This is a genomic window from Blastococcus sp. SYSU DS0619, assembly GCF_054051035.1.
In genome coordinates, this window is sequence record NZ_JBJHAM010000001.1 from 478,472 (window position 1) to 496,428 (window position 17,957).

The 17,957-nt window shown below is 71.0% G+C and carries 15 protein-coding genes and 4 tRNA genes; 6 read left to right on the forward strand and 13 right to left on the reverse strand.

The window, feature by feature from the left end; all coding sequences use genetic code 11:
* Positions 1-25 precede the first annotated feature (25 nt).
* The 6 genes from ACI79T_RS02365 to ACI79T_RS02390 all read right to left on the reverse strand — a co-directional run bounded on the left by ACI79T_RS02365 (position 26) and on the right by ACI79T_RS02390 (position 2,875).
* A tRNA-Phe gene (locus ACI79T_RS02365) sits at positions 26-99 on the reverse strand.
* A 23-nt stretch (positions 100-122) separates the two neighbouring features.
* Positions 123-196 (reverse strand) — tRNA-Asp (locus ACI79T_RS02370).
* Positions 197-219: 23 nt separating this feature from the next.
* A tRNA-Glu gene (locus ACI79T_RS02375) sits at positions 220-292 on the reverse strand.
* A gap of 93 nt (positions 293-385) precedes the next feature.
* On the reverse strand, positions 386-718 hold the full coding sequence (locus ACI79T_RS02380; protein WP_456608442.1) for a hypothetical protein: 333 nt from the start codon (positions 716-718) through the stop codon (positions 386-388).
* 23 nt (positions 719-741) lie between these two features.
* Positions 742-2,271, reverse strand: a complete 1,530-nt coding sequence (locus ACI79T_RS02385) for a metallophosphoesterase family protein (protein ID WP_456608443.1) — start codon at positions 2,269-2,271, stop codon at positions 742-744.
* Positions 2,272-2,356: 85 nt separating this feature from the next.
* Positions 2,357-2,875 (reverse strand): GtrA family protein, encoded by a 519-nt coding sequence (locus ACI79T_RS02390; protein ID WP_456608444.1) that lies wholly within the window; start codon positions 2,873-2,875, stop codon positions 2,357-2,359.
* A gap of 202 nt (positions 2,876-3,077) precedes the next feature.
* Here ACI79T_RS02390 and ACI79T_RS02395 point away from each other — a divergent pair, with 202 nt between their 5' ends.
* Complete coding sequence (locus ACI79T_RS02395) at positions 3,078-3,953, forward strand: Rieske 2Fe-2S domain-containing protein (protein ID WP_456608445.1); 876 nt, start codon at positions 3,078-3,080, stop codon at positions 3,951-3,953.
* A 535-nt stretch (positions 3,954-4,488) separates the two neighbouring features.
* On the opposite strand, the gene mqo is transcribed toward ACI79T_RS02395, so the two are convergent.
* Entirely contained in the window at positions 4,489-5,988 is a 1,500-nt protein-coding gene (mqo, locus tag ACI79T_RS02400; protein ID WP_456608446.1) for a malate dehydrogenase (quinone), read from the reverse strand.
* A 221-nt stretch (positions 5,989-6,209) separates the two neighbouring features.
* Positions 6,210-6,659, reverse strand: a complete 450-nt coding sequence (locus ACI79T_RS02405; RefSeq protein WP_456608447.1) for a hypothetical protein — start codon at positions 6,657-6,659, stop codon at positions 6,210-6,212.
* A gap of 132 nt (positions 6,660-6,791) precedes the next feature.
* Between ACI79T_RS02405 and ACI79T_RS02410 the strand changes: the two genes are divergently transcribed.
* Together ACI79T_RS02410 and ACI79T_RS02415 are read left to right on the forward strand one after the other, a co-directional pair.
* Positions 6,792-7,439: a hypothetical protein gene (locus ACI79T_RS02410; protein ID WP_456608448.1), complete on the forward strand. Its 648-nt coding sequence runs from the start codon at positions 6,792-6,794 to the stop codon at positions 7,437-7,439.
* 122 nt (positions 7,440-7,561) lie between these two features.
* A tRNA-Lys gene (locus tag ACI79T_RS02415) sits at positions 7,562-7,634 on the forward strand.
* Between the two features lie 48 nt (positions 7,635-7,682).
* Here the strand turns inward: ACI79T_RS02415 and ACI79T_RS02420 are convergent.
* Positions 7,683-8,948 carry a tyrosine-type recombinase/integrase gene (locus tag ACI79T_RS02420; RefSeq protein ID WP_456608449.1) on the reverse strand — a complete coding sequence of 422 codons (1,266 nt, stop codon included), beginning with the start codon at positions 8,946-8,948 and terminating at the stop codon, positions 7,683-7,685.
* 279 nt (positions 8,949-9,227) lie between these two features.
* Between ACI79T_RS02420 and ACI79T_RS02425 the strand changes: the two genes are divergently transcribed.
* Entirely contained in the window at positions 9,228-11,078 is a 1,851-nt protein-coding gene (locus ACI79T_RS02425; RefSeq protein ID WP_456608450.1) for an ROK family protein, read from the forward strand.
* 38 nt (positions 11,079-11,116) lie between these two features.
* On the opposite strand, the gene ACI79T_RS02430 is transcribed toward ACI79T_RS02425, so the two are convergent.
* Positions 11,117-12,523 carry a hypothetical protein gene (locus ACI79T_RS02430; protein ID WP_456608451.1) on the reverse strand — a complete coding sequence of 469 codons (1,407 nt, stop codon included), beginning with the start codon at positions 12,521-12,523 and terminating at the stop codon, positions 11,117-11,119.
* A 625-nt stretch (positions 12,524-13,148) separates the two neighbouring features.
* Here ACI79T_RS02430 and ACI79T_RS02435 point away from each other — a divergent pair.
* A complete protein-coding gene (locus tag ACI79T_RS02435) occupies positions 13,149-13,367 on the forward strand; it encodes a hypothetical protein (protein WP_456608452.1) in 219 nt (72 codons plus the stop codon).
* Positions 13,368-13,514: 147 nt separating this feature from the next.
* On the opposite strand, the gene ACI79T_RS02440 is transcribed toward ACI79T_RS02435, so the two are convergent.
* The 3 genes from ACI79T_RS02440 to ACI79T_RS02450 all read right to left on the reverse strand — a co-directional run bounded on the left by ACI79T_RS02440 (position 13,515) and on the right by ACI79T_RS02450 (position 15,464).
* Positions 13,515-13,772 (reverse strand): hypothetical protein, encoded by a 258-nt coding sequence (locus ACI79T_RS02440; RefSeq protein ID WP_456608453.1) that lies wholly within the window; start codon positions 13,770-13,772, stop codon positions 13,515-13,517.
* A gap of 130 nt (positions 13,773-13,902) precedes the next feature.
* Entirely contained in the window at positions 13,903-15,060 is a 1,158-nt protein-coding gene (locus tag ACI79T_RS02445) for an RNA polymerase sigma factor (RefSeq protein ID WP_456608454.1), read from the reverse strand.
* A complete protein-coding gene (locus tag ACI79T_RS02450) occupies positions 15,057-15,464 on the reverse strand; it encodes a YciI family protein (protein ID WP_456608455.1) in 408 nt (135 codons plus the stop codon). The genes ACI79T_RS02445 and ACI79T_RS02450 overlap by 4 nt, the downstream gene beginning before the upstream one ends.
* A 223-nt stretch (positions 15,465-15,687) precedes the next feature.
* Here ACI79T_RS02450 and helR point away from each other — a divergent pair, with 223 nt between their 5' ends.
* Complete coding sequence (gene helR, locus ACI79T_RS02455) at positions 15,688-17,889, forward strand: RNA polymerase recycling motor ATPase HelR (protein WP_456608456.1); 2,202 nt, start codon at positions 15,688-15,690, stop codon at positions 17,887-17,889.
* The last annotated feature ends 68 nt before the right edge of the window (positions 17,890-17,957 follow it).

Here is a 17,957-nt window from a genome sequence, read left to right on the forward strand (position 1 = left end):
TGCCGGGCCCGTGCGGAGGAGAGTGTGGGCAGGGGCGGGGTCGAACCGCCGACCTCTCGCTTTTCAGGCGAGCGCTCGTACCGACTGAGCTACCTGCCCCTCCCGGCGTTCCCGCCGGAGAGCGACCCTGACGGGACTCGAACCCGCGACCTCCGCCGTGACAGGGCGGCGCGCTAACCAACTGCGCTACAGGGCCTTGCTGGTGGTGCTGGTGGTGCGTGCCCCCAACGGGGTTCGAACCCGTGCTACCGCCTTGAAAGGGCGGCGTCCTGGACCGCTAGACGATGGGGGCTCGTGTTCGCCGGGGGCAGCGAGAACAATACATGCCCCTGAACCGGCTTCGTCGCGGGGGTGCGAGCCGGTCCCGAGCGCCGCTCCTCCGCCGTCAGCCGACGGTGGCCGTCAGCTGCACCGAGTCGTCGGTGACGCTCGAGCAGGCGATGTCCAGGGGCCCGGCGGCGACACCCTCGCCCGCCCCGCAGGAGAAGCTGGTCCCGCCGACGGTGATCGAGGCCCGACCGTCCTGGACCCCGTCGAAGGACAGCGTGGTGCCGAAGATCTCCGCCTGCGCGCCGTCGCCGGACAGGGTCACCGTGCAGGTGCCCCCGGAGCACTCGACGTTCTGGGACGTGAAGGAGCAGCCGGTCAGGGCCGCGAGGGAGACCCCACCGGCGAGGAGCGCTCCGGCGAGCCGGGGAGCACGGGGCGTCGACGTCATGGGCGCAGCGTAGGTCCCGCTGCTCACCCTCCCGGGGAGGCCGGCGCCGCCGGGTCGCCAGCCGGAGCGGGAGCGACGGCCGCGCCGCCGTCCAGCGGCGCCACGGCGCCCTCGGCGTCCGGCACCTCGGCGGCCGCCACGATCGTGCGCTCTACGGTCACCTCGGTCGCGCCCAGCCCGCCCAGGGTGATCTCGTCGTAGGCCAGCAGCGCGCCGGTGACGGGGTCGAGGCGGAGCACCGTGCAGGTGAGCGGTTCGGGGTACTCGCCCTCCAGGGCGCGCAGTCCCGCGCCGCCGGTGGAGCCCTGCACCATGAGCAGGGTCTCCTCGGACAGCCGCTCGACCTGGCGCTCGTGGGTGTGCCCGGCGAGGACGAGGGGGACGACGCCGTCCAGTGGGGGGGCCTGCTTCGGGTCGTGCACCAGCGCGATCGCCGGCTGCTCGGGCAACGTGCCGGCGTAGTCCGCCAGCTCCTCGCCGGACGCCACCAGCACGTCCTCGCCCGCCTCGTCGTCGCCGGTGCTCTTGTCCGGGGTGAAGCGGGGGTCGGGGGCGCCGACGATGCGGATGCCGGCGACGGTGACCCCGGAGTCGTCGAGAACGGTGACGTTCGGCTGGGCCGCCAGGATGCCCGCGGTGGTGGCCGAGTCGTGGTTGCCGCGGATGTAGACGTAGGGCACGTCGAGGTCGCCGACCGAGGTGATCAGCCGGTTCTCCGGTTCGCTGCCCCAGTCGGTGAGGTCGCCGGTGTCGAGGACCCCGTCCACGTCGAACTTGTCGACCACCTGCCGCACCAGGTCGAACCCGGCGGGGTTGAGGTGGATGTCGGAGATGTGGAGGAGTGTGACCGAGTCGCTGCTGCCGGTCGGGCTCGGGAGGGCCGAGATCGTCGCGTACAGCGTGCCGACGTTGGCCACCAGGTCCTCCAGCGAGGCCCGGTAGGCGTCGAACCGGGCGACGATGTCCTGCGCGTTGCCGATCAGGCTGTTGGCGTTCACGAGCAGCCCCGTGTACGTCGGCTGGGAGAGGGCCTCCGGTCGCCACGTCGCGGCGCCCACGGCCCCGGTGGCGGCCAGGACCGCCGTGGTGACGCCGAGGGCGATCAGCGGCTCACGGCGCCGCCGCAGCACCGCCCAGGTGGTCAGCGCCGCGCCGACCAGCGCCCAGAGCACGGTCACCCACACCAGCCGGACGACGGCCGACTGCAGGTTCTCGGTGACCCGGTCGACGACGCCGGCCAGCCGGACCGGGTCGCTCGCCAGCGCCTGGGCGCGGGCCTGGTCGACGCTCTGGAGCGAGATGTCGAGCCGGAGCGGTCCGTCGTAGGCATCCACGGCCAGCGAGCCGAGCGGTGGCACGGCGACCTCGGCGCCGCCGGACGCCGGCCGGAAGGCGAGCGTGGCGTCGAACGGGCCGATCGGGGCGGAGACGTGGGCGAACAGCAGCACGGCGGCCAGTGCGCCGCCGATCGCGAGGGCGACGCGAAGGGCCCAGCGACCGCCCACCCGGGCGCGCCCCGGCCAGGGGGACGTCGTCGAGGTGGGTTCGCTCATCGCGCACACGCTAGCGGTCGGGTGCGTCGCACCCGGGGTGGCGCGGCGCTCGGCTCAGGTACCGGTCGGCTCGGGGCGGACGATCTCAGGCCGGAGCCGGTTCGGGCCGGAAGATCCAGCGCAGCGCGACGAAGCGCATGAGACCGACGAAGGCGGTGACGGCGACGACCGTGGCGATCTGCAGCCAGGGGTGGGCGCCGTCGGTGACCGCGTCCAGCCAGCCGAGCGCGGAGCTGGTGGCCAGGAGGCCGATCACGGTGACGCCGCCGGCCTCCCACTGGGCGGTGAACCAGCGCACCCGCTCGTCGGCCCGGAAGGTCAGCCGGCGGTGCAGCTCGTTGGCCAGCACCGTGGAGACCGCGGTGGCGACGAGGTGGGCGGCGAGGTACCCGCGGCTGCGCAGCGCGACGAAGAGGACCGCGTAGACCCCGGTGGTGACCGCGCCGACGAGGACGAACCGGGCGAACTGGGCGACGGTGTCGTCCTGGCGCAGCCGCGCGGTCAGTCGCGGGGCGGACGCCCGCGCCCACTGCGCCGTGGCCCGTGCCAGGTCGCCCACGGCGTCGGCGGCGTGGCCGCGGCGGAGCAGGGACGGGCAGGTCACGGGGGTCCTTCGGGCAGCTGGAGGAGAACGTGGAGGTGAGCGGGGTCAAGGCTCCTCTTCGGCATAACCCCTGTCACGCCTGAACATGCCGGGCGGAATGTGACTCACCCGTGTCCTTGCTCACCGTTGATCACGAATCACCGGCTGAGAGCGCCGGGCGCCCCGGTGCGTCACCGGACGACCTCGCGGGTAGGGGCCGCCCATGAGTCTCATGGGGTTCCTGGACCGCATCGCGGACGTGTCGGCGTTCGACAAGGCCATCGAGCCGGCGCGGCGCGCCGTCCAGGGCCTGCCGAGCGCGGTCAAGGACGTATTGCACGGCACCTGGCTGGGCCACCCGCTGCACCCGGTGCTGGTGCAGGTGCCGGTCGGCAGCTGGGTCTCCGCCGGCCTGCTGGACGCGGTGCCGCCGCTGCGGCCGGCGGCCACGGTGCTGATCGGCACCGGCGTCGCCGCCGCCGTCCCCGCGGCGCTGTCGGGTGCCGCGGACTGGTCGGAGCAGGGGAGCGGGGTGCGCCGGCTGGGTGCGCTGCACGCGGTCATGAACACCGCCGCGCTGGGCCTGTACGCCGGCTCGCTGGTCGCCCGGGGGCAGGGACGCGGCACGCTGGGCCGGGTGCTGGCCTACTCCGGGCTGGGCCTGGCCGGGGGCTCGGCCGCGATCGGTGGCCACATGTCCTACGCGCAGTCGTCGGGTGCCTCGCACGCGGCGACGGCGGTGCGTGCGCTGAGCACCGACTGGATCGACCTCGGTCCGCTCGACGACCTCCCCGAGGGCCGGCCGGCGATGCGCACCGGGAAGGGCAGCAGCATGGCGGTGCCGTTGGCCGTCGTGCGGCGCGGGGCGCGAGTCGACGTCTTTGTGGCGGCCTGCTCGCACCTGTCCGGCCCGCTGGACGAGGGCACGGTGGAGAGCGTGCGGGGCAGCGAGTGCCTGGTGTGCCCGTGGCACGGCTCGGCGTTCGATCTCGACAGCGGCCAGCCGCGGCGAGGCCCGGCCGCCAACCCGCAGGAGAAGCTCGAGGTGCGCATGGAGGCCGGCCGGGTCAAGGCGCGGGTGCCGGGCCGCCACCGCTGACGCTCCCCGGCCCGCAGCCCCTGTCCGTGGCCGGGCTGCGTACGGCGCCGGCCGATCTGGTGGTCCGGGTGTGCCGGGGCGGGGACCGAGCGCGGCCCGGGAAAGAAGCCGGCCCGGCCGCCCCGGGGGGAACGGGTCAGCCGGGCCGGGGTCGTACCCGCCGGGCGCCGGAGCGCGGGGCGGACGATGCGGCGGACAGGAGCGCGGTGCCGCGCTCCCGACCGGAACGATGATGACGGTACGTAACCGGCGGGGCCACCCGCGATCCCCTGAACGGGTGGTCCGCCCCGGGGGCAGGTGACGCGCCGCACACGAGGTGTGGTGATCACGACCTCGCGGGCACCGGGAAGGGATGTTCTTCCTCTTCTCCAGCCGCCTCGGCTGCCTCGGCTCGCTGCTCATCTCGGCGGTGCTGACGCTGATCCTGCTGCTGGTGCTGGGCGTGCTGTGACGACGCCGGGCGCCGGTCTGCGTGCAGACCGGCGCCCGGGTGCGGATGTCGGGTGGTGCGGGATCCCCCGGAGGGGGTCAGGAATCAGCCGTTGAGCTCCAGCGTCTGCATGGTCTCGGTGCGGACCTGCTGCAGCAGCGCCGGCTCGTCGTTCAGCGAGTGCCCGTACGAGGGGATCGCCGTCTGCAGCAGCGGACGCCAGGCGTCGATGCGCTGCGGGAAGCAGCGCTCCAGCAGGGTCAGCATCGCCGAGACGGCGGTCGAGGCGCCCGGGGAGGCGCCGAGCAGGCCGGCGATGCTGCCGTCGCCGCCGACGATCAGCTCGGTGCCGAACTGGAGGACGCCCTTGCCGCTCTTCGGGTCTTGCTTGATGACCTGCACCCGCTGACCGGCGGTGACCATGTCCCAGTCGGCCTGCTCGGCGGTGGGCACGAACGCCTGCAGCGTGCGGTGCCGGGCCTTCCGGGTCTGCATCAGCTCACCGATGAGGTACTTGGTCAGCGCCATCTCGGTGCGTGCCACGCCCAGCATCGAGCCCAGGTTGTTCGGCTTGACGCTCTTGGGCAGGTCGAACATCGAGCCGGCCTTGAGGAACTTGGGGGAGAAGCCGGCGTAGGGGCCGAACAGGACCGAGTACTCGCCGTCGATCAGGCGGAGGTCCAGGTGCGGGACGGACATCGGGGGCGCACCGACGGCGGCCTGCCCGTACACCTTGGCCTGGTGGTCGCCGACGAGCTCCGGGGAGCGGCTGCGCAGGAACATGCCGCTCACCGGGAAGCCGCCGAAGCCGCGGATCTCCGGGATGCCCGCCTTCTGCAGCAGGGGCAGCGCGCCACCGCCGGCGCCGACGAAGACGAAGCGGGCGCGCATGGTCACGCGGTCCCCGGAGACGGTGTCGCGGACGGTGACCTTCCAGCGACCGTCGCTCTGCTTCTCCAGCGAGTCCACGCGCTGGTTGACGTGCACGTCGACGCCGCGGGTGGCGACGTCGTCGAGCATCAGCCGGGTGAGGGCGCCGAAGTTGACGTCGGTGCCCGCTGCGGAGCGGGTGGCGGCGACGATCTGCTCGGGGTCGCGGCCCCGCATCATCAGGGGCAGCCACTCGGCCATCTCGGCCTGGCTCTCGGTGTACTCGATGCCGTCGAACAGCGGCTGCGCGGCCAGGGCGGCGTGCCGGTTGCGCATGTAGCGGCGGCCGTCCTCGCCCGTGACGAAGCTCAGGTGCGGAACGGGGGAGATGAACTCCTTGGGCGAACCGGTCATCCCGCCGCGCACCAGGTGCGACCAGAACTGCCGGGAGACCTGGAACTGCTCGTTGATCGTGATGGCCTTGGTCGGGTCGACCTGGCCGTCGGGGCCCGCGGGCGTGTAGTTGAGCTCGCAGAGGGCGGCGTGCCCGGTGCCGGCGTTGTTCCAGGGGCCGGAGCTCTCGCCGGCGACGACCTTGCCCGACTCGAAGACCGCGATGCTCCACTCGGGGGCGACGACCTTCAGCAGCTGCGCCAGGGTGGCGCTCATGATGCCGCCGCCGACGAGTACGACGTCGGGGTTCGCGCTGTCGGGAACGCTGCGCTCGGAAGTCACGGCTGCCTCTCTGGCTGTGCTCGGCGAGGCGCTGCAGCGCCCTCCATCGATCGTCGGCCGAATTCGGCCGGTACGTGCGACCGCCGGCGTATGAGGTATCTCACCGCAATGCGTCGGTACGGCCCCTCAAGGTTATGACCGGCACCGACGAGTCCCATGCGCGGGCCGGTGTGTGCACCTTCACCCCGCCGGCGTACCGCCGCCCTACGGAGCCGTTGCGGTTAGGCGGCGCCGTCCAGCCACGCGCGCAGCTCGGCCGCCTGCTGCTCCAGCCGCCGTCGCAGTCCGGGCAGCGGCGGGGCCTCGGTGGCGACGAGGTGCAGCGTCGTCCCGTCCCCGAGCAGCAGTTCCAGCCGGCGCAGGGAGCCGGGCCCGCCCTGGCGACCCAGCATCACGCGGTCGATGCCGGAGCGCTGGAGGTGGCGGGTGGTCAGCCGGTTGCGCACCTCGAGCGAGCCGTCGGCGTGAGCGCGGACCCGGCTCAGCGCCGTCGCCGTGTTGTAGCCCGTGATGCCACCCGCGAAGGCGATGAAGAAGATCGTGACGAGCGGCGGGAAACCGGAGGTGAGGATGACGACCAGGAGCACGACGCCGACCACCAGGGAGGCGCCGTAGAGCGCCTGCGACAGAGGCGCCTGGCGGAGTTCGAGGACGACGTCCGGGGAGGTCACGAGGGCGATCATGGCGGCGCCGGCCGCCGAGGGCGGGTCGCGTCGCGCGTTCGGGTGACACCCGGGCGCGCTGCCACGGACGCTCGGCCGCAGGAAGCTGCGACGAGGGTCGCGGTGCTCCACGATCGCCCCATGACGGGGGATGGGCGCATCACGACGGGCCTGGCCGGGGCCTGCGTCGACGAGCGCGGCTGGCTGCTGGAGCACCGGTTGATCGACTGGTCCGTCCGGGCTGCGCTCGCCGCTGACCTCGTCCGGTCGATGCGCCTCACGCACGAGGACGAGGCGCTCGGGCTCGATCCCGCACCGGTCGGCTGGGAGCCGATGGACGAGACCGTCCGCAGCCTGCTGGCGGACGGCTCGTCCCTGGACGACTGGATCCGGGGCGGCTCACTGGGACTTCGGGACGTCGTGGACGCCCTGATGACCGCCGGGACCTGGACGAGTCGCCGACGCCGGCTCCGGCGAGGGACCCGCTACGACACCGGGCGAGCCCGGGACGCGCAGGGCCGGACGCCGGAGCGACGGCTCGTCCGACCGTTCGCGGAGATGCCTCGGTGCCCGGCGGACGCCGCAGTCCTGGTGCTCGCATGGGCGGCCGGCATCGGGTACCGGCGCATCGGGGACCAGCAGCCGCGGGTCGATGCCGTGCTGGACAGGACCCAGGATCTCCGGTGGGTGTGCGAATCGGCGTGGCTGCTGATCAGTGCCGAGCGGGCGGGGGACCAGGCGGCGGCGAGAGCGATGCGGCTGGGAGGTGCTCCGGGCGCACCGGGTTGAGCGGCGGCGCCCGCCCCTGGTGCGCTTCGCCTGCGCGGCCGGCGAGCGGAGACCGCGGCGGTAGCCTCACGGCGGGTCGCGGACCGCAGGACGCCTCGCGTCCGGTGGTCCGGCACCCGGCCGGGCCTCTAGCTCAACTGGCAGAGCAGCGGACTTTTAATCCGCGGGTTGTGGGTTCGATCCCCACGGGGCCCACCCCGTTTCACCTGCGCATTTGCCCGATTGGCGACTGTGCTGGCGGCCTCATTGGTAGCACCGGTGGTAGCTGTGGTCGCAGGGTGGTCGCGCGCGGGGTCCGCTGCCGCCATTCGCGGCCTGGTCGAACGCGGCGTCCAGCAGCGCCCCGATGGCGTCCGAGGCGGTGCGCGCTGCCTCCTCCGACAGGTGCCCGTAGGTGTCGACGGTGATCCCGATGGAGGAGTGGCGGAGCATCTTCGACACGATCGCCATCGGGACGCCGGCTGCGAGCATCAGCGACGCCGCACCGTGTCGAAGATCGTGCAGACGGACTTGGCGCAACCCAGCCGCCTTGCTCAGCGCGACGAACCGGCGGGTGACGTACTCCGGCCGCAGCGGGGCCCCGTTCTCGCGGGCGAAGACCAGGCCGTGGTCCTCATAAGCCTCGCCCCACGCCTGCCGGTCGAGGTCCTGGCCCAGCCGCCACTGCAGCAGGGCTTGCATGGCGCGGTCGGTCAGCGGCACCGATGCCTCGGACGGCTTGGTCTTCGGGGTGGAGAACTCGAGCCGGCCGCCGACGTCGACGATGGTCTGTCGGATCCGCGCCGTTCGGTCGGTGAAGTCGGGGTCGGTCCAGCGGAGTCCGAGCGCCTCGCCGCGGCGGAGACCGCAGGCGGCGATGACCTCGAACAGCGGGCCGAGCCGATCCGTCTCGACGTGCCGCAGGAAAGTCGCGAGCTCCGTCGCGGACCATGGCTGCACCTCGGTACGGGCGCCTTCGGGGGGCGTGACGTTACTGGCCACGTTGAACGGGAGCCGCCGGGTCTTCGCCGCGTAGCTGAGTGCTGACCTGAGGGTCGCGTGGATGCGCCGGACGGTCACCGGACCACGGCCGCCGGTCAGTGCGTCGACCAAGAGCTGCTCGACGTGCTCGGCGCGCAGCCGCTCGATCGGCACGTGCCCGATCGCCGGAATGATCACGTTGTCCACGTCCGCCCGGTAGGACCGGGCGGTGGTCGGCTCCGAGTCGCCGGCCTTCACTTGCAGCCAGCGCGCCAGGAAGCTCGCCATGGTCTCCCGGTCGTCGACCTGGACGCCCTGCGCGACCCGGTCCGTGACGTCGCTGAGTGCCCGGCTGGCAGCCGCCTTGGTGGTGAAGCCGCCGCGGCGCATCGTCTTGCGCTTCCCGGCCGACGGGAGGTCCACGGCGTAGTACCAGCTGCCGTGCTTTCCGTCCGTGGCCAGGCGGGGGCAGGACTGGCCCAGCTGCTTCCCCCCGGCGTCACGGCAGGAGCAGCGGCGGTACACGCGTCCGCGCCGGTCGCCGGTCACGCCGTCCCCTCCACCGTTGGCCGGGGGACGTTCAGTCGGTCCATGTCGGCGAGGATGTGGGTACCGAGCTGCGGGGTGACCAGCCCCTCAGCGGCCATCGCCGTGAGCCGTCGCCCCCAAGACCAACCAGACATGCCTCACGCTCTGCGAAGGTGCGTCTGGCTCGGCGAGTCACCGCTCAGCCTCACGGGGCGTGCCGAGACCGCCACAACCCCTTTGGGTGACGCAGACACTTGACATACACTTGACACCACTCCGGCGCAGGCCTAGCCTTCGGGCATGAGCGAGGTGGGTACCAAGGACGGCGCTGTCGCGGGCGCAGTGGTCACCGGGTTCGGTGCTGCCCAGCCCAGCCCTCGGCAGCAGGCCCTGGAACGCCTCCTTGACGAACGAGAGCACGCCCGGTCCCTCACCGAGGGGCAGTGGTCGATCCTGACGGCTCATGTTGTAGACGCGGCGCTCAGTGGCGACGACCCGACTCTAGAGGCTGCTTACACCGGCCTTCAGTGGATGGCAGCGGAATTGGGGCGTCGAGGATCCGACGATGGCGAACCAATCGAGTCGGCGCTAGAGAAGGGGCGCGTCAAGGGAGTCCTTGACATTGTGCGGTGGCACCTTCGTCGCAGCGTTACCGCTGCGGCGCCCGCTCTTCCGCCTGAGGGGCTCGCTGCGCGCATGTTGCGGTCGATCGCCCAGCGCCCCGGGAGTCGTAACCAGGAGATCGCCCGCAGTCTGGCGGTCGACGAGACTCAAGTCAGCCGGGCGGGACGCCATCTCCGTGCATCAACGCTAGCTACGGTTCAGCGCGTCGGCCGTGAGAATGCCTGGTACGTGACCCCACGAGGGCTGGCCTGCCTTCGTCTCGTCGGCACGGACGTCGAACGAGACGACAGCCTGAGCACTGGCGAGCTACCGGCCAAGGAATACGCCCAGGTCCTTACCAACATCCTCGAGAGCGAGCCTGGTGACGAGGCCGAGGTTCAGCGAGGGACCGGCCTGCCCCACGTTACGGTCGCGCAGGCGCTTGATTTCCTGGTGACGCATGGCTATGTCGTCAAAGAGCCCGAGCGCCCTGGCGGGCCACCATCGCTGCGGGTCAATGAGCGGCAATACGGTGCGATAGGTGTCAGTGTTGCGCAAGGGGTAGTCGTCGGCGTGCTGGCGGATCTTCGTGCCCGCGACCTGGCGACTGCAAGCCGTGCCGTCGACACAACGAACGTTGAGGATGTCGTCGCCAGCATTAATCAACTCTGTCGCGAGTTGCTCAGCGGTGAGTCCGTTGACACTCGAGAGGTGATCGGGCTGGGGGTCAATCTGCCGGGTCACGTCGATCCCCGTCGGGGGGTGGTTCTCTATTCCCCACTGGGTCCGAGCGGAGAGTGGACCGACGTTGACTTGGCCAGTCGGCTAGTGAATGAGACGAAATTGCCCACCACCGTGGAGAATGACGTCAACGCGTTGGCGCTGCACGAGAAGTACTTCGGCGAGGGGCAGGGCTTGTGCGACTTCGCTGTAGTCTTCGTGACGCCCGATGGTGAGGGGGTCGGTAGCGGTCTGGTCGTCGGGGGCTCGCTGGTCCACGGCTCGACTGGTAGTGCAGGAGAGATTGGCCATGCTCCTCTCGGTGACGGGAGCCGTCAGTGTCGGTGCTCCAATTACGGATGCCTCGAGGCGACGGTAGGTTTCTCATCCATGAAAGCTAGGCTGAGTGAGGCAGGAGTGCAGGTGCCGGCCGGTCTGGCCGAAGTCTCGATGCGTGCGTCCGATGGTGATGCCCAGGTTCGAGACGCCTTCGCTGAGGCGGGGTCGGCGTTCGGTCGGGGCGTCGCAACCATCCTGAGCACTCTTGACCCCGAGTTGGCCATTCTGTCGGGCCCCAGAGAGCTCATCGATATCGATGGCACGGTTCCGTCTGCTACGGCATTCACTCGAGCAGCCAGGGAGGCCATTCGGCGGCATAGCTTTGGCAGGACCGCTTCTCACTGCCAGCTTGTCACTAAGCGGCTAACTGGCGAGTATGCGGCCCGCGGTGCTGCTTCTGCACTTCTCTTGGGACGCCTTTACGAGTCCTCGGAGGAGTCGGTAGTTGATGAGTCATCAAGGCCCGCCCTCGAGTCGGCCAGGCGCTGAATCACTTATCTGCTCCGTCCAATGAAGCGGGGAACGTATCATCGGCGGAGTTCGGGAAACCAAGACAAGTGAATGGAGGCGCTCCTCAACGTAGGCAGTTGAGGGGCGTCGCCGAAGTTGGCCGGCAAGTAAACGGTCGCTGGCGACTGGGCGCTCAAGGAGCGGCCGAAGAGCTGGGTCATGCGGTAGCTCTTGCGCTCCTCCTCGAAAGGGCCTGCCACTAAACAAGTGAACCAGGGGTCAGATAGAGATGGTTTCAGCTTGTCCGCGGTCGCGAGACTGTTGGAGACGACGACCCAGGAGCCGACCAGATCTGACAACTGGGCACTCCCTCTGTCTTCCCAGCCGTTCGCCCATATTGGTTTGCTGAAAACCGGGGCGAATACATGGGAGACGCTGCTCTGCACAACTTCCCTCTGACGTGAGTCGGGCCATCTGCTCAGCGACTCGCAAATGAGGACGCCTAGCCTGCCCAGGAAACTGTCCTGAGTCCAGAAGGTTACGCTTCGTGGAATGTCTTCGCGGAGCACCGTCCCGGGCGCTATTGTCGGGGCCGGCCCCGGGAGCCCCCAGCTTATTACCTGCCAGTCGGTTAGAGCGAAGTCGGCCAGCTTGTCCTGACGCAACAACTCGTCGCCTGTCCACCGATCGACGAGGATAGCTGTGTTGCCATGCTCCTCAATTGGTCCACTGCCAAGCAGAATCCAGCGCAGCTTTGAGTGCCGACTCGGAGGAGTGTCGCGCAACAGGTCTTTCCACGCTTTGTAGACATCCGCGGACAGGCAAGCCTCTGGGAGGATTCCCAGCTGCGCTCCAGAATCCTCAAGCTCAGTAAGGATGATCTTCAGTCGGTCAACGATTCTCGCCCGAGGTTTCAGTGCATAGCGGCTTTCGCCAGTCTGTGGGTCTAGTGGATAGCTGAACTCGAGGTCATCGTATGAGGAGAGGACTGGAACGCAGCCCACAGATACTGGCTCTCCGGGGCGGAACCAGACATCGCGGTCGCTAGGTAGGGCGGTGTTCGTGTAACCGCTACCCCAGACGTCATCACTAACCCGGACCACGCGGAAGTAGTGATGCTTCTCCTTGCCGCTCATGGGCCTGCCCGGGTAGCTACGGCGGGGCAGCAATGCACCCGGCGTGGCGTCGTTTAAGCGGCCACTTTCCAAGTAGCGGCCGAGGATTGCGACCATGTGCTCCTGATCGTGGCTGGTAGACCAGGGGCTTGCGAACAGAAGGGCCTCGTCTAAGCCGGCCAGCACGGCTACTTGATTGAACATCCCCTGCTTGCAGAGGTCCGTCACGCGCTTGGTGTCGACCTTGCCCTGCTGCAGGCACTCATCGGTGATTTGGTCGCCGACCGCCCAGAAATCGGGGTCCCGGAACCAGTTCTCGACATCGTCCGTACGAAAGAGCTCAACAGGCGTGGCGTCGTACAAGGTCACGAAGACGTCCGCGGGATCGTCGTTCGGAAACGCTTGGCGCTGCCTGCCAGGCCCACTGCGCTTGCGCGTCAAGATCCGGCTCCCCCCGTCGCGCAGATTGTCCCGTGAGGCTAGCCGCGACGACGCGGCCAGAGAAGGTCCGCGGCGCTCGTTGCTCCGCCGCTGGCGCGTCGGCCCCGGCTCCGCCCTGAGGTCGCTCCCTCGAGGTTTCCAGCCTGCCGGGCGAGTGGGCGCCTGGCACTACGGGTGACGTGCCCCCGTGAGCAAGTTGGAAAGTGGGCTCATTGTGGTCGCGTCCTGCGCGAAACCTGACAGCAGCCGGAGCGACTAGGCAGCACCGAGGTGGGCTACGACCAGCGCAAGCGGCATCACTCAGCATGGCCTGGCACACCCGGCCTGGGACTTTTAATCCGCGGGTTGTGGGTTCGATCCCCACGGGCCCACCGAGAAGCGGCATCTGACCAGCAGTTTCGCCGGTAAGATGCGGTTGCGTCAGGCGGGCTGTGGTGGGTAATCCTCCGCTTACCCTCCACTTTGATCGTCACCACCGCCCTGAGCGGCCCAGCCAGGGGCACCCGCTCAGTTCCGGACTGCGCGGTCTACAACGGTGCATGATCATGAACGGGTGGCGAGGCAGAACCAACCAGGTGTGAGTGCCGGGCGGCGTCGGTGGATCATCGCCGGTCTCATCGTCCTGGTCCTGCTCGGGGCCTTCGCGGGCGAGTTGCGTGATCCACCCTTCGATCTTGTCCGGTTCCTCTTCACGTTGCTTCTCAACGGCCTGGCGGCTTGGTTCCTTCTCTGGTTCTTCACGAAGTTGCTCCGCCTCCGGGGCAACGACTGATCGGTCCAGGCTCTGTCCCAGAGGCCGCCCTTGGATACTCGCCATCCGTTCCTTGGTGGTCAGAGGACGAGGGCTGCTCTCCCGGTCACCGTGCGGCGGCTCATGTAGACGTGCCCGCTCATGCTGGCCCACCCGATCAGCTCGGGCTCAGGGCCTGCGACGGTTCGACCTGTACCAGAGCCATCCAACGAGGAGTTGGACCAGGGTGAGGCAGGAAGCCACCCAGAGCGCCATGCGAGGCAGCGGTCGACCGAACAGCTCGACCAGGCTTGGGAGCAAGAACCACAAGATCGCCGTCCGGATCAGCATCAGCGGCCAGAAGTTCCGCTCGGCGTCCTCGCGGTCCTCGCGTTCGATACGCGCCCAGACCGACTCCCGGCCCTCGGGGCCCTCCGGCCTGCTCACGCTCGGACGCTAGCCACAGGCGCACACCCTCGCGGGGCCCTGCTCGGCAGACCACTCGACCGGGTGCCCCGTGACGGGCCGCTCGGAGACACCGTCAGCAGCGCGCATGATCGGCCGGCACGCTCACGGGTCATGCTCGGCTCCGGGCGTTGAGGCGGGCGGCCTGGCGGGTCAGGTGGTCGCGCTCTGCGGCGTCGGTCGCCTGGTGCGCGGCCGCCGCGTACAGCCGCGCCGCGGTCGCCAGGTCGCCGTCGCGCTCGTGCAGGTACGCGGCGACGGCGGTGTACCGGGGGAGCGAGTCGTCCAGCGCGGCAAGCGCCGCCAGGCCGGCGCGGGGCCCGTCGGCCTCGCCGACGGCCACCGCGCGGTTGAGCCGGGCCACCCGGCTGCCGGTCAGCCGCACGAGCTCGTCGTACCACTCGACGATCTGCACCCAGTCGGTCTCCTCGGCGGTACGCGCGTCGGCGTGCAGCGCGGCGATGGCGGCCTGGGCCTGGTACTCGCCCAGCCGGTCGCGGGCCAGCGCCGCCTGCAGGATCCCGACGCCCTCGGCGATGGACGAGGTGTCCCAGAGCCTGCGGTCCTGCTCGGCGAGCGGCACCAGGCTGCCGTCGGGCGCGGTCCGGGCGTCGCGCCGGGCGGAGTGGAGCAGCATGAGGGCGAGCAGTCCCGCGACCTCCGGGTGGTCGATGACCGCCGCGAGCTGCCGGGTCAGCCGGACGGCCTCGGCGGCGAGGTCGACGTCGCCGGAGTAGCCCTCGTTGAAGACTAGGTAGAGGACGCGCAGCACGGTGGCGACGTCGCCGGGCCGGTCGAACCGGACGCCGGAGACGGTGCGCTTGGCCCGGCTGATGCGCTGCGCCATCGTGGCCTCGGGCACCAGGTAGGCCTGCGCGATCTGGCGGGTGGTCAGCCCGCCGACGGCCCGCAGCGTGAGCGCGACCGCGGACGACGGCGTCAGCGACGGGTGGGCGCACAGGAAGTACAGCTGCAGCGTGTCGTCCACCTCGAAGGCGGGCCCGGGCGCCGGCTCCCCGTCGACGAGTTCCTCGCGCCGCCGACGGGCGTCGTCCGCCCGCGTCGCGTCGAGGAACCGGCGCCAGGCCACGGTGACCAGCCAGCCCTTCGGGTCCCGCGGCGGGTCCGTCGGCCAGCGGTGGACCGCCTCGACCAGCGCCTCCTGCACGGCGTCCTCGGCCGCCGCGAAGTCGGCTCCGCGGCGGACGAGGACCCCGAGCACGCCCGGCGTGAGGCTGCGCAGCAGGACCTCGTCCACCGCGGGGCTCACTCGGTGACGGTGGGCGGCGCGGTCAGGAACGGGCGCACCTCGAGCCACTCGTGGATCGGCTTCCCGCCCGCCCCGGGGGCGGCGGACAGCTCCCCGGCCAGCTCGATCGCGCGCTGCTCGCTGTCCACGTCGATCACCATCCAGCCGGCGATGAGGTCCTTGGTCTCGGCGAACGGGCCGTCGGTGACCGGCGGGCGCCCCTCGCCGTCGTACCGGACCCACATCCCCCCGGGCGCGAGCGCCTGACCGTCGACGTACTCCCCGCTGCCCTCGAGCCGGGCCGCGAAGTCCTGCATGTACTGCACGTGGGCGGAGATCTCCTCCGGCGTCCACCGGTCCATGGGCACGTCGTTGCTCGCGGCGGGGGCGCCCCGGTAGTGCTTCAGCAGCAGGTACTTGGCCATCTCGGTCTCTCCTCGGTGCCGGCGCGACCCGTTCTGGTCGCGTTCACCTCAGGGACGGAGCCGGTTCCGGGTTCTCGACATCAGCGCCGGATGTTCCACGTGACACGTCCGGTCGAGCGCCGTACCGGACCTCCCGCCAGCTCATTTGTAGCAGGGATCGGCCCTCCTCATGAGGCCGAAAATTTCGTCCTATGGTCGCGGGCCTCAGAACGGAGTTGATGGCGTGGACCCCCTGACGACCAGCGCGTTCGACCTCCCCGACCACCTCGCTCCCAAGGCCGAGCAGGCCCTGATCGGAGCCGACGAGCAGCACTTCGCGGCCATCGCCGAGAGCCTCCGGCAGTCGATCGCCGAGCTCTCGGCCCGGCTCGACGCCGAGCGCAAGGCACCCGGCGGGCAGGGGCAGGCAGCCCTGGACCGCGACCTGGAGATCCACCGGCTCAGCGCCCGCCTGCGCGCCCTCCGCCGGTTCGGCCTGGACCTCTGCCTCGGGCGCATCGTCCCCGCCGACGGCGCGGAACCCGTCTACGTCGGCCGGCTCGGCCTCGCCGACAGCACGGGACGCCGGCTGCTCGTCGACTGGCGCTCGCCCGCGGCCGAGCCGTTCTTCGCCGCGACCCACGCCGACCCGAGGGGGCTGGCGAGCCGCCGCAGGTACCGCTGGACCCGCGGCCGGATCACCGACTACTGGGACGAGGTGTTCACCCCCGACGGGCTGAAGGGGCACGCCGCGCTCGACGACCAGTCCGCCTTCATCGCCAGCCTGGGCACCAACCGGTCGGCCCGGATGCGCGACGTGCTGGGCACCATCCAGGCCGACCAGGACGCGATCGTCCGCGCCGGTTCCGACGGCGCGCTCGTCGTCGACGGCGGCCCCGGGACGGGGAAGACCGTCGTCGCGCTGCACCGCACCGCCTACCTGCTCCACAGCGATCCGCGCCTGCAGGGCCACAGCGGAGGCGTGCTCTTCGTCGGCCCGCACGAGCCCTACCTGGCCTACGTGTCCGACGTGCTGCCCAGCCTCGGGGAGGAGGGCGTGCAGACGGCCACGCTGCGCGACCTCGTCCCCGAGGGCGCGGCTGCGGGCACCGAGACCGACCCGGACGTCGCCCGTCTCAAGGCATCGTTGGACGTGACGGCGGTGGTCGAGGCGGCCGTCCGGTTCTCCGAGGAGCCGCCGACGGCGGGGATGACGGTCGAGACCGACGCGGGCGACGTGCGCCTGCGCGCCGCCGCCTGGGCCGAGGCGTTCGAGGCGCCGGACCCGGGAACGCCGCACAACGACGCGCGCGACCAGGTGTGGGAGGAGCTGCTCACGATCCTGGTCGACGAGCACGACGGCGATGAGCCGGCCGACGAGGTGCGGGCGTCCCTGCAGCGCAACCGGGAGCTGCGCACCGCCTTCACCCGCGCGTGGCCGCTGCTCGAGGCGGCCGACGTCGTCGCGGACCTGTGGTCGGTGCCCGCCTACCTGCGCAGGTGCGCACCCGAGCTCACCCGTGACGAGGTCCGGGTGCTGCAGCGCGAGGACGCCCGGGCCTGGACCGTCTCGGACCTGCCGCTGCTGGACGCCGCCCGGCAGCGGCTCGGCGACCCGCAGGCGTCCCGGCTGCGGCAGCGGCAGCGGGCCGTCGTCGCCGGCGAACGTGCGCGGATGGCGGGAGTCATCGACGAGCTGATCGCGGCCGACGACTCCGAGCTGCTGCTGATGACCAGCCTGCGGCACGGGGACCTGCAGGACGTCCTGGTCGACGACGCCGCGCTGCCCACCGCCGAGCGGGACCGGCTCGCCGGCCCGTTCGCGCACGTCGTCGTCGACGAGGCGCAGGAGCTGACCGACGCGGAGTGGCAGATGCTGCTGCTGCGCTGCCCGTCCGGGAGCTTCACGATCGTCGGGGACCGGGCCCAGGCCCGGCACGGGTTCGCCGAGTCGTGGCAGGAACGGCTGGCGCGGATCGGGGTCGAGCGGGTCCGCCTGGCCTCCCTGACCGTCAACTACCGGACGCCGGCGGAGATCATGGCCGAGGCGGAGCCGGTGATCCGCGCCGCGCTGCCGGACGCCAACGTGCCCACGTCGGTCCGCAGCACCGGAGTGCCCGTCGTCCACGGGGCCGTCGACGAGCTGGAGCCGCTCCTCGGCAGCTGGCTGGCCGGGCACGCCGACGGGGTCGCCTGCGTGATCGGTGACCCCTCGCTCCGGGCGACGCCGCGGGTCCGGTCGCTGAGCCCGGTGCTCGCCAAGGGGCTGGAGTTCGACCTGGTCGTCCTCGTCGACCCGCAGCGGTTCGGCGAGGGCATCGAGGGCGCGGTCGACCGCTACGTCGCGATGACCCGGGCGACCCAGCGGCTCGTGGTCCTCGCGAGCCCCCGGCCGTCGAGGCGAGGCGTGGACCACGGTGCCGATCCGCGCGAGGGATGCCGATGAAGCAGCGGGCGGGGGTGCCGAGTCGCGGCCTCCGCCGACGCGACACGCGGGTGCGCCGGGGTGGCGCC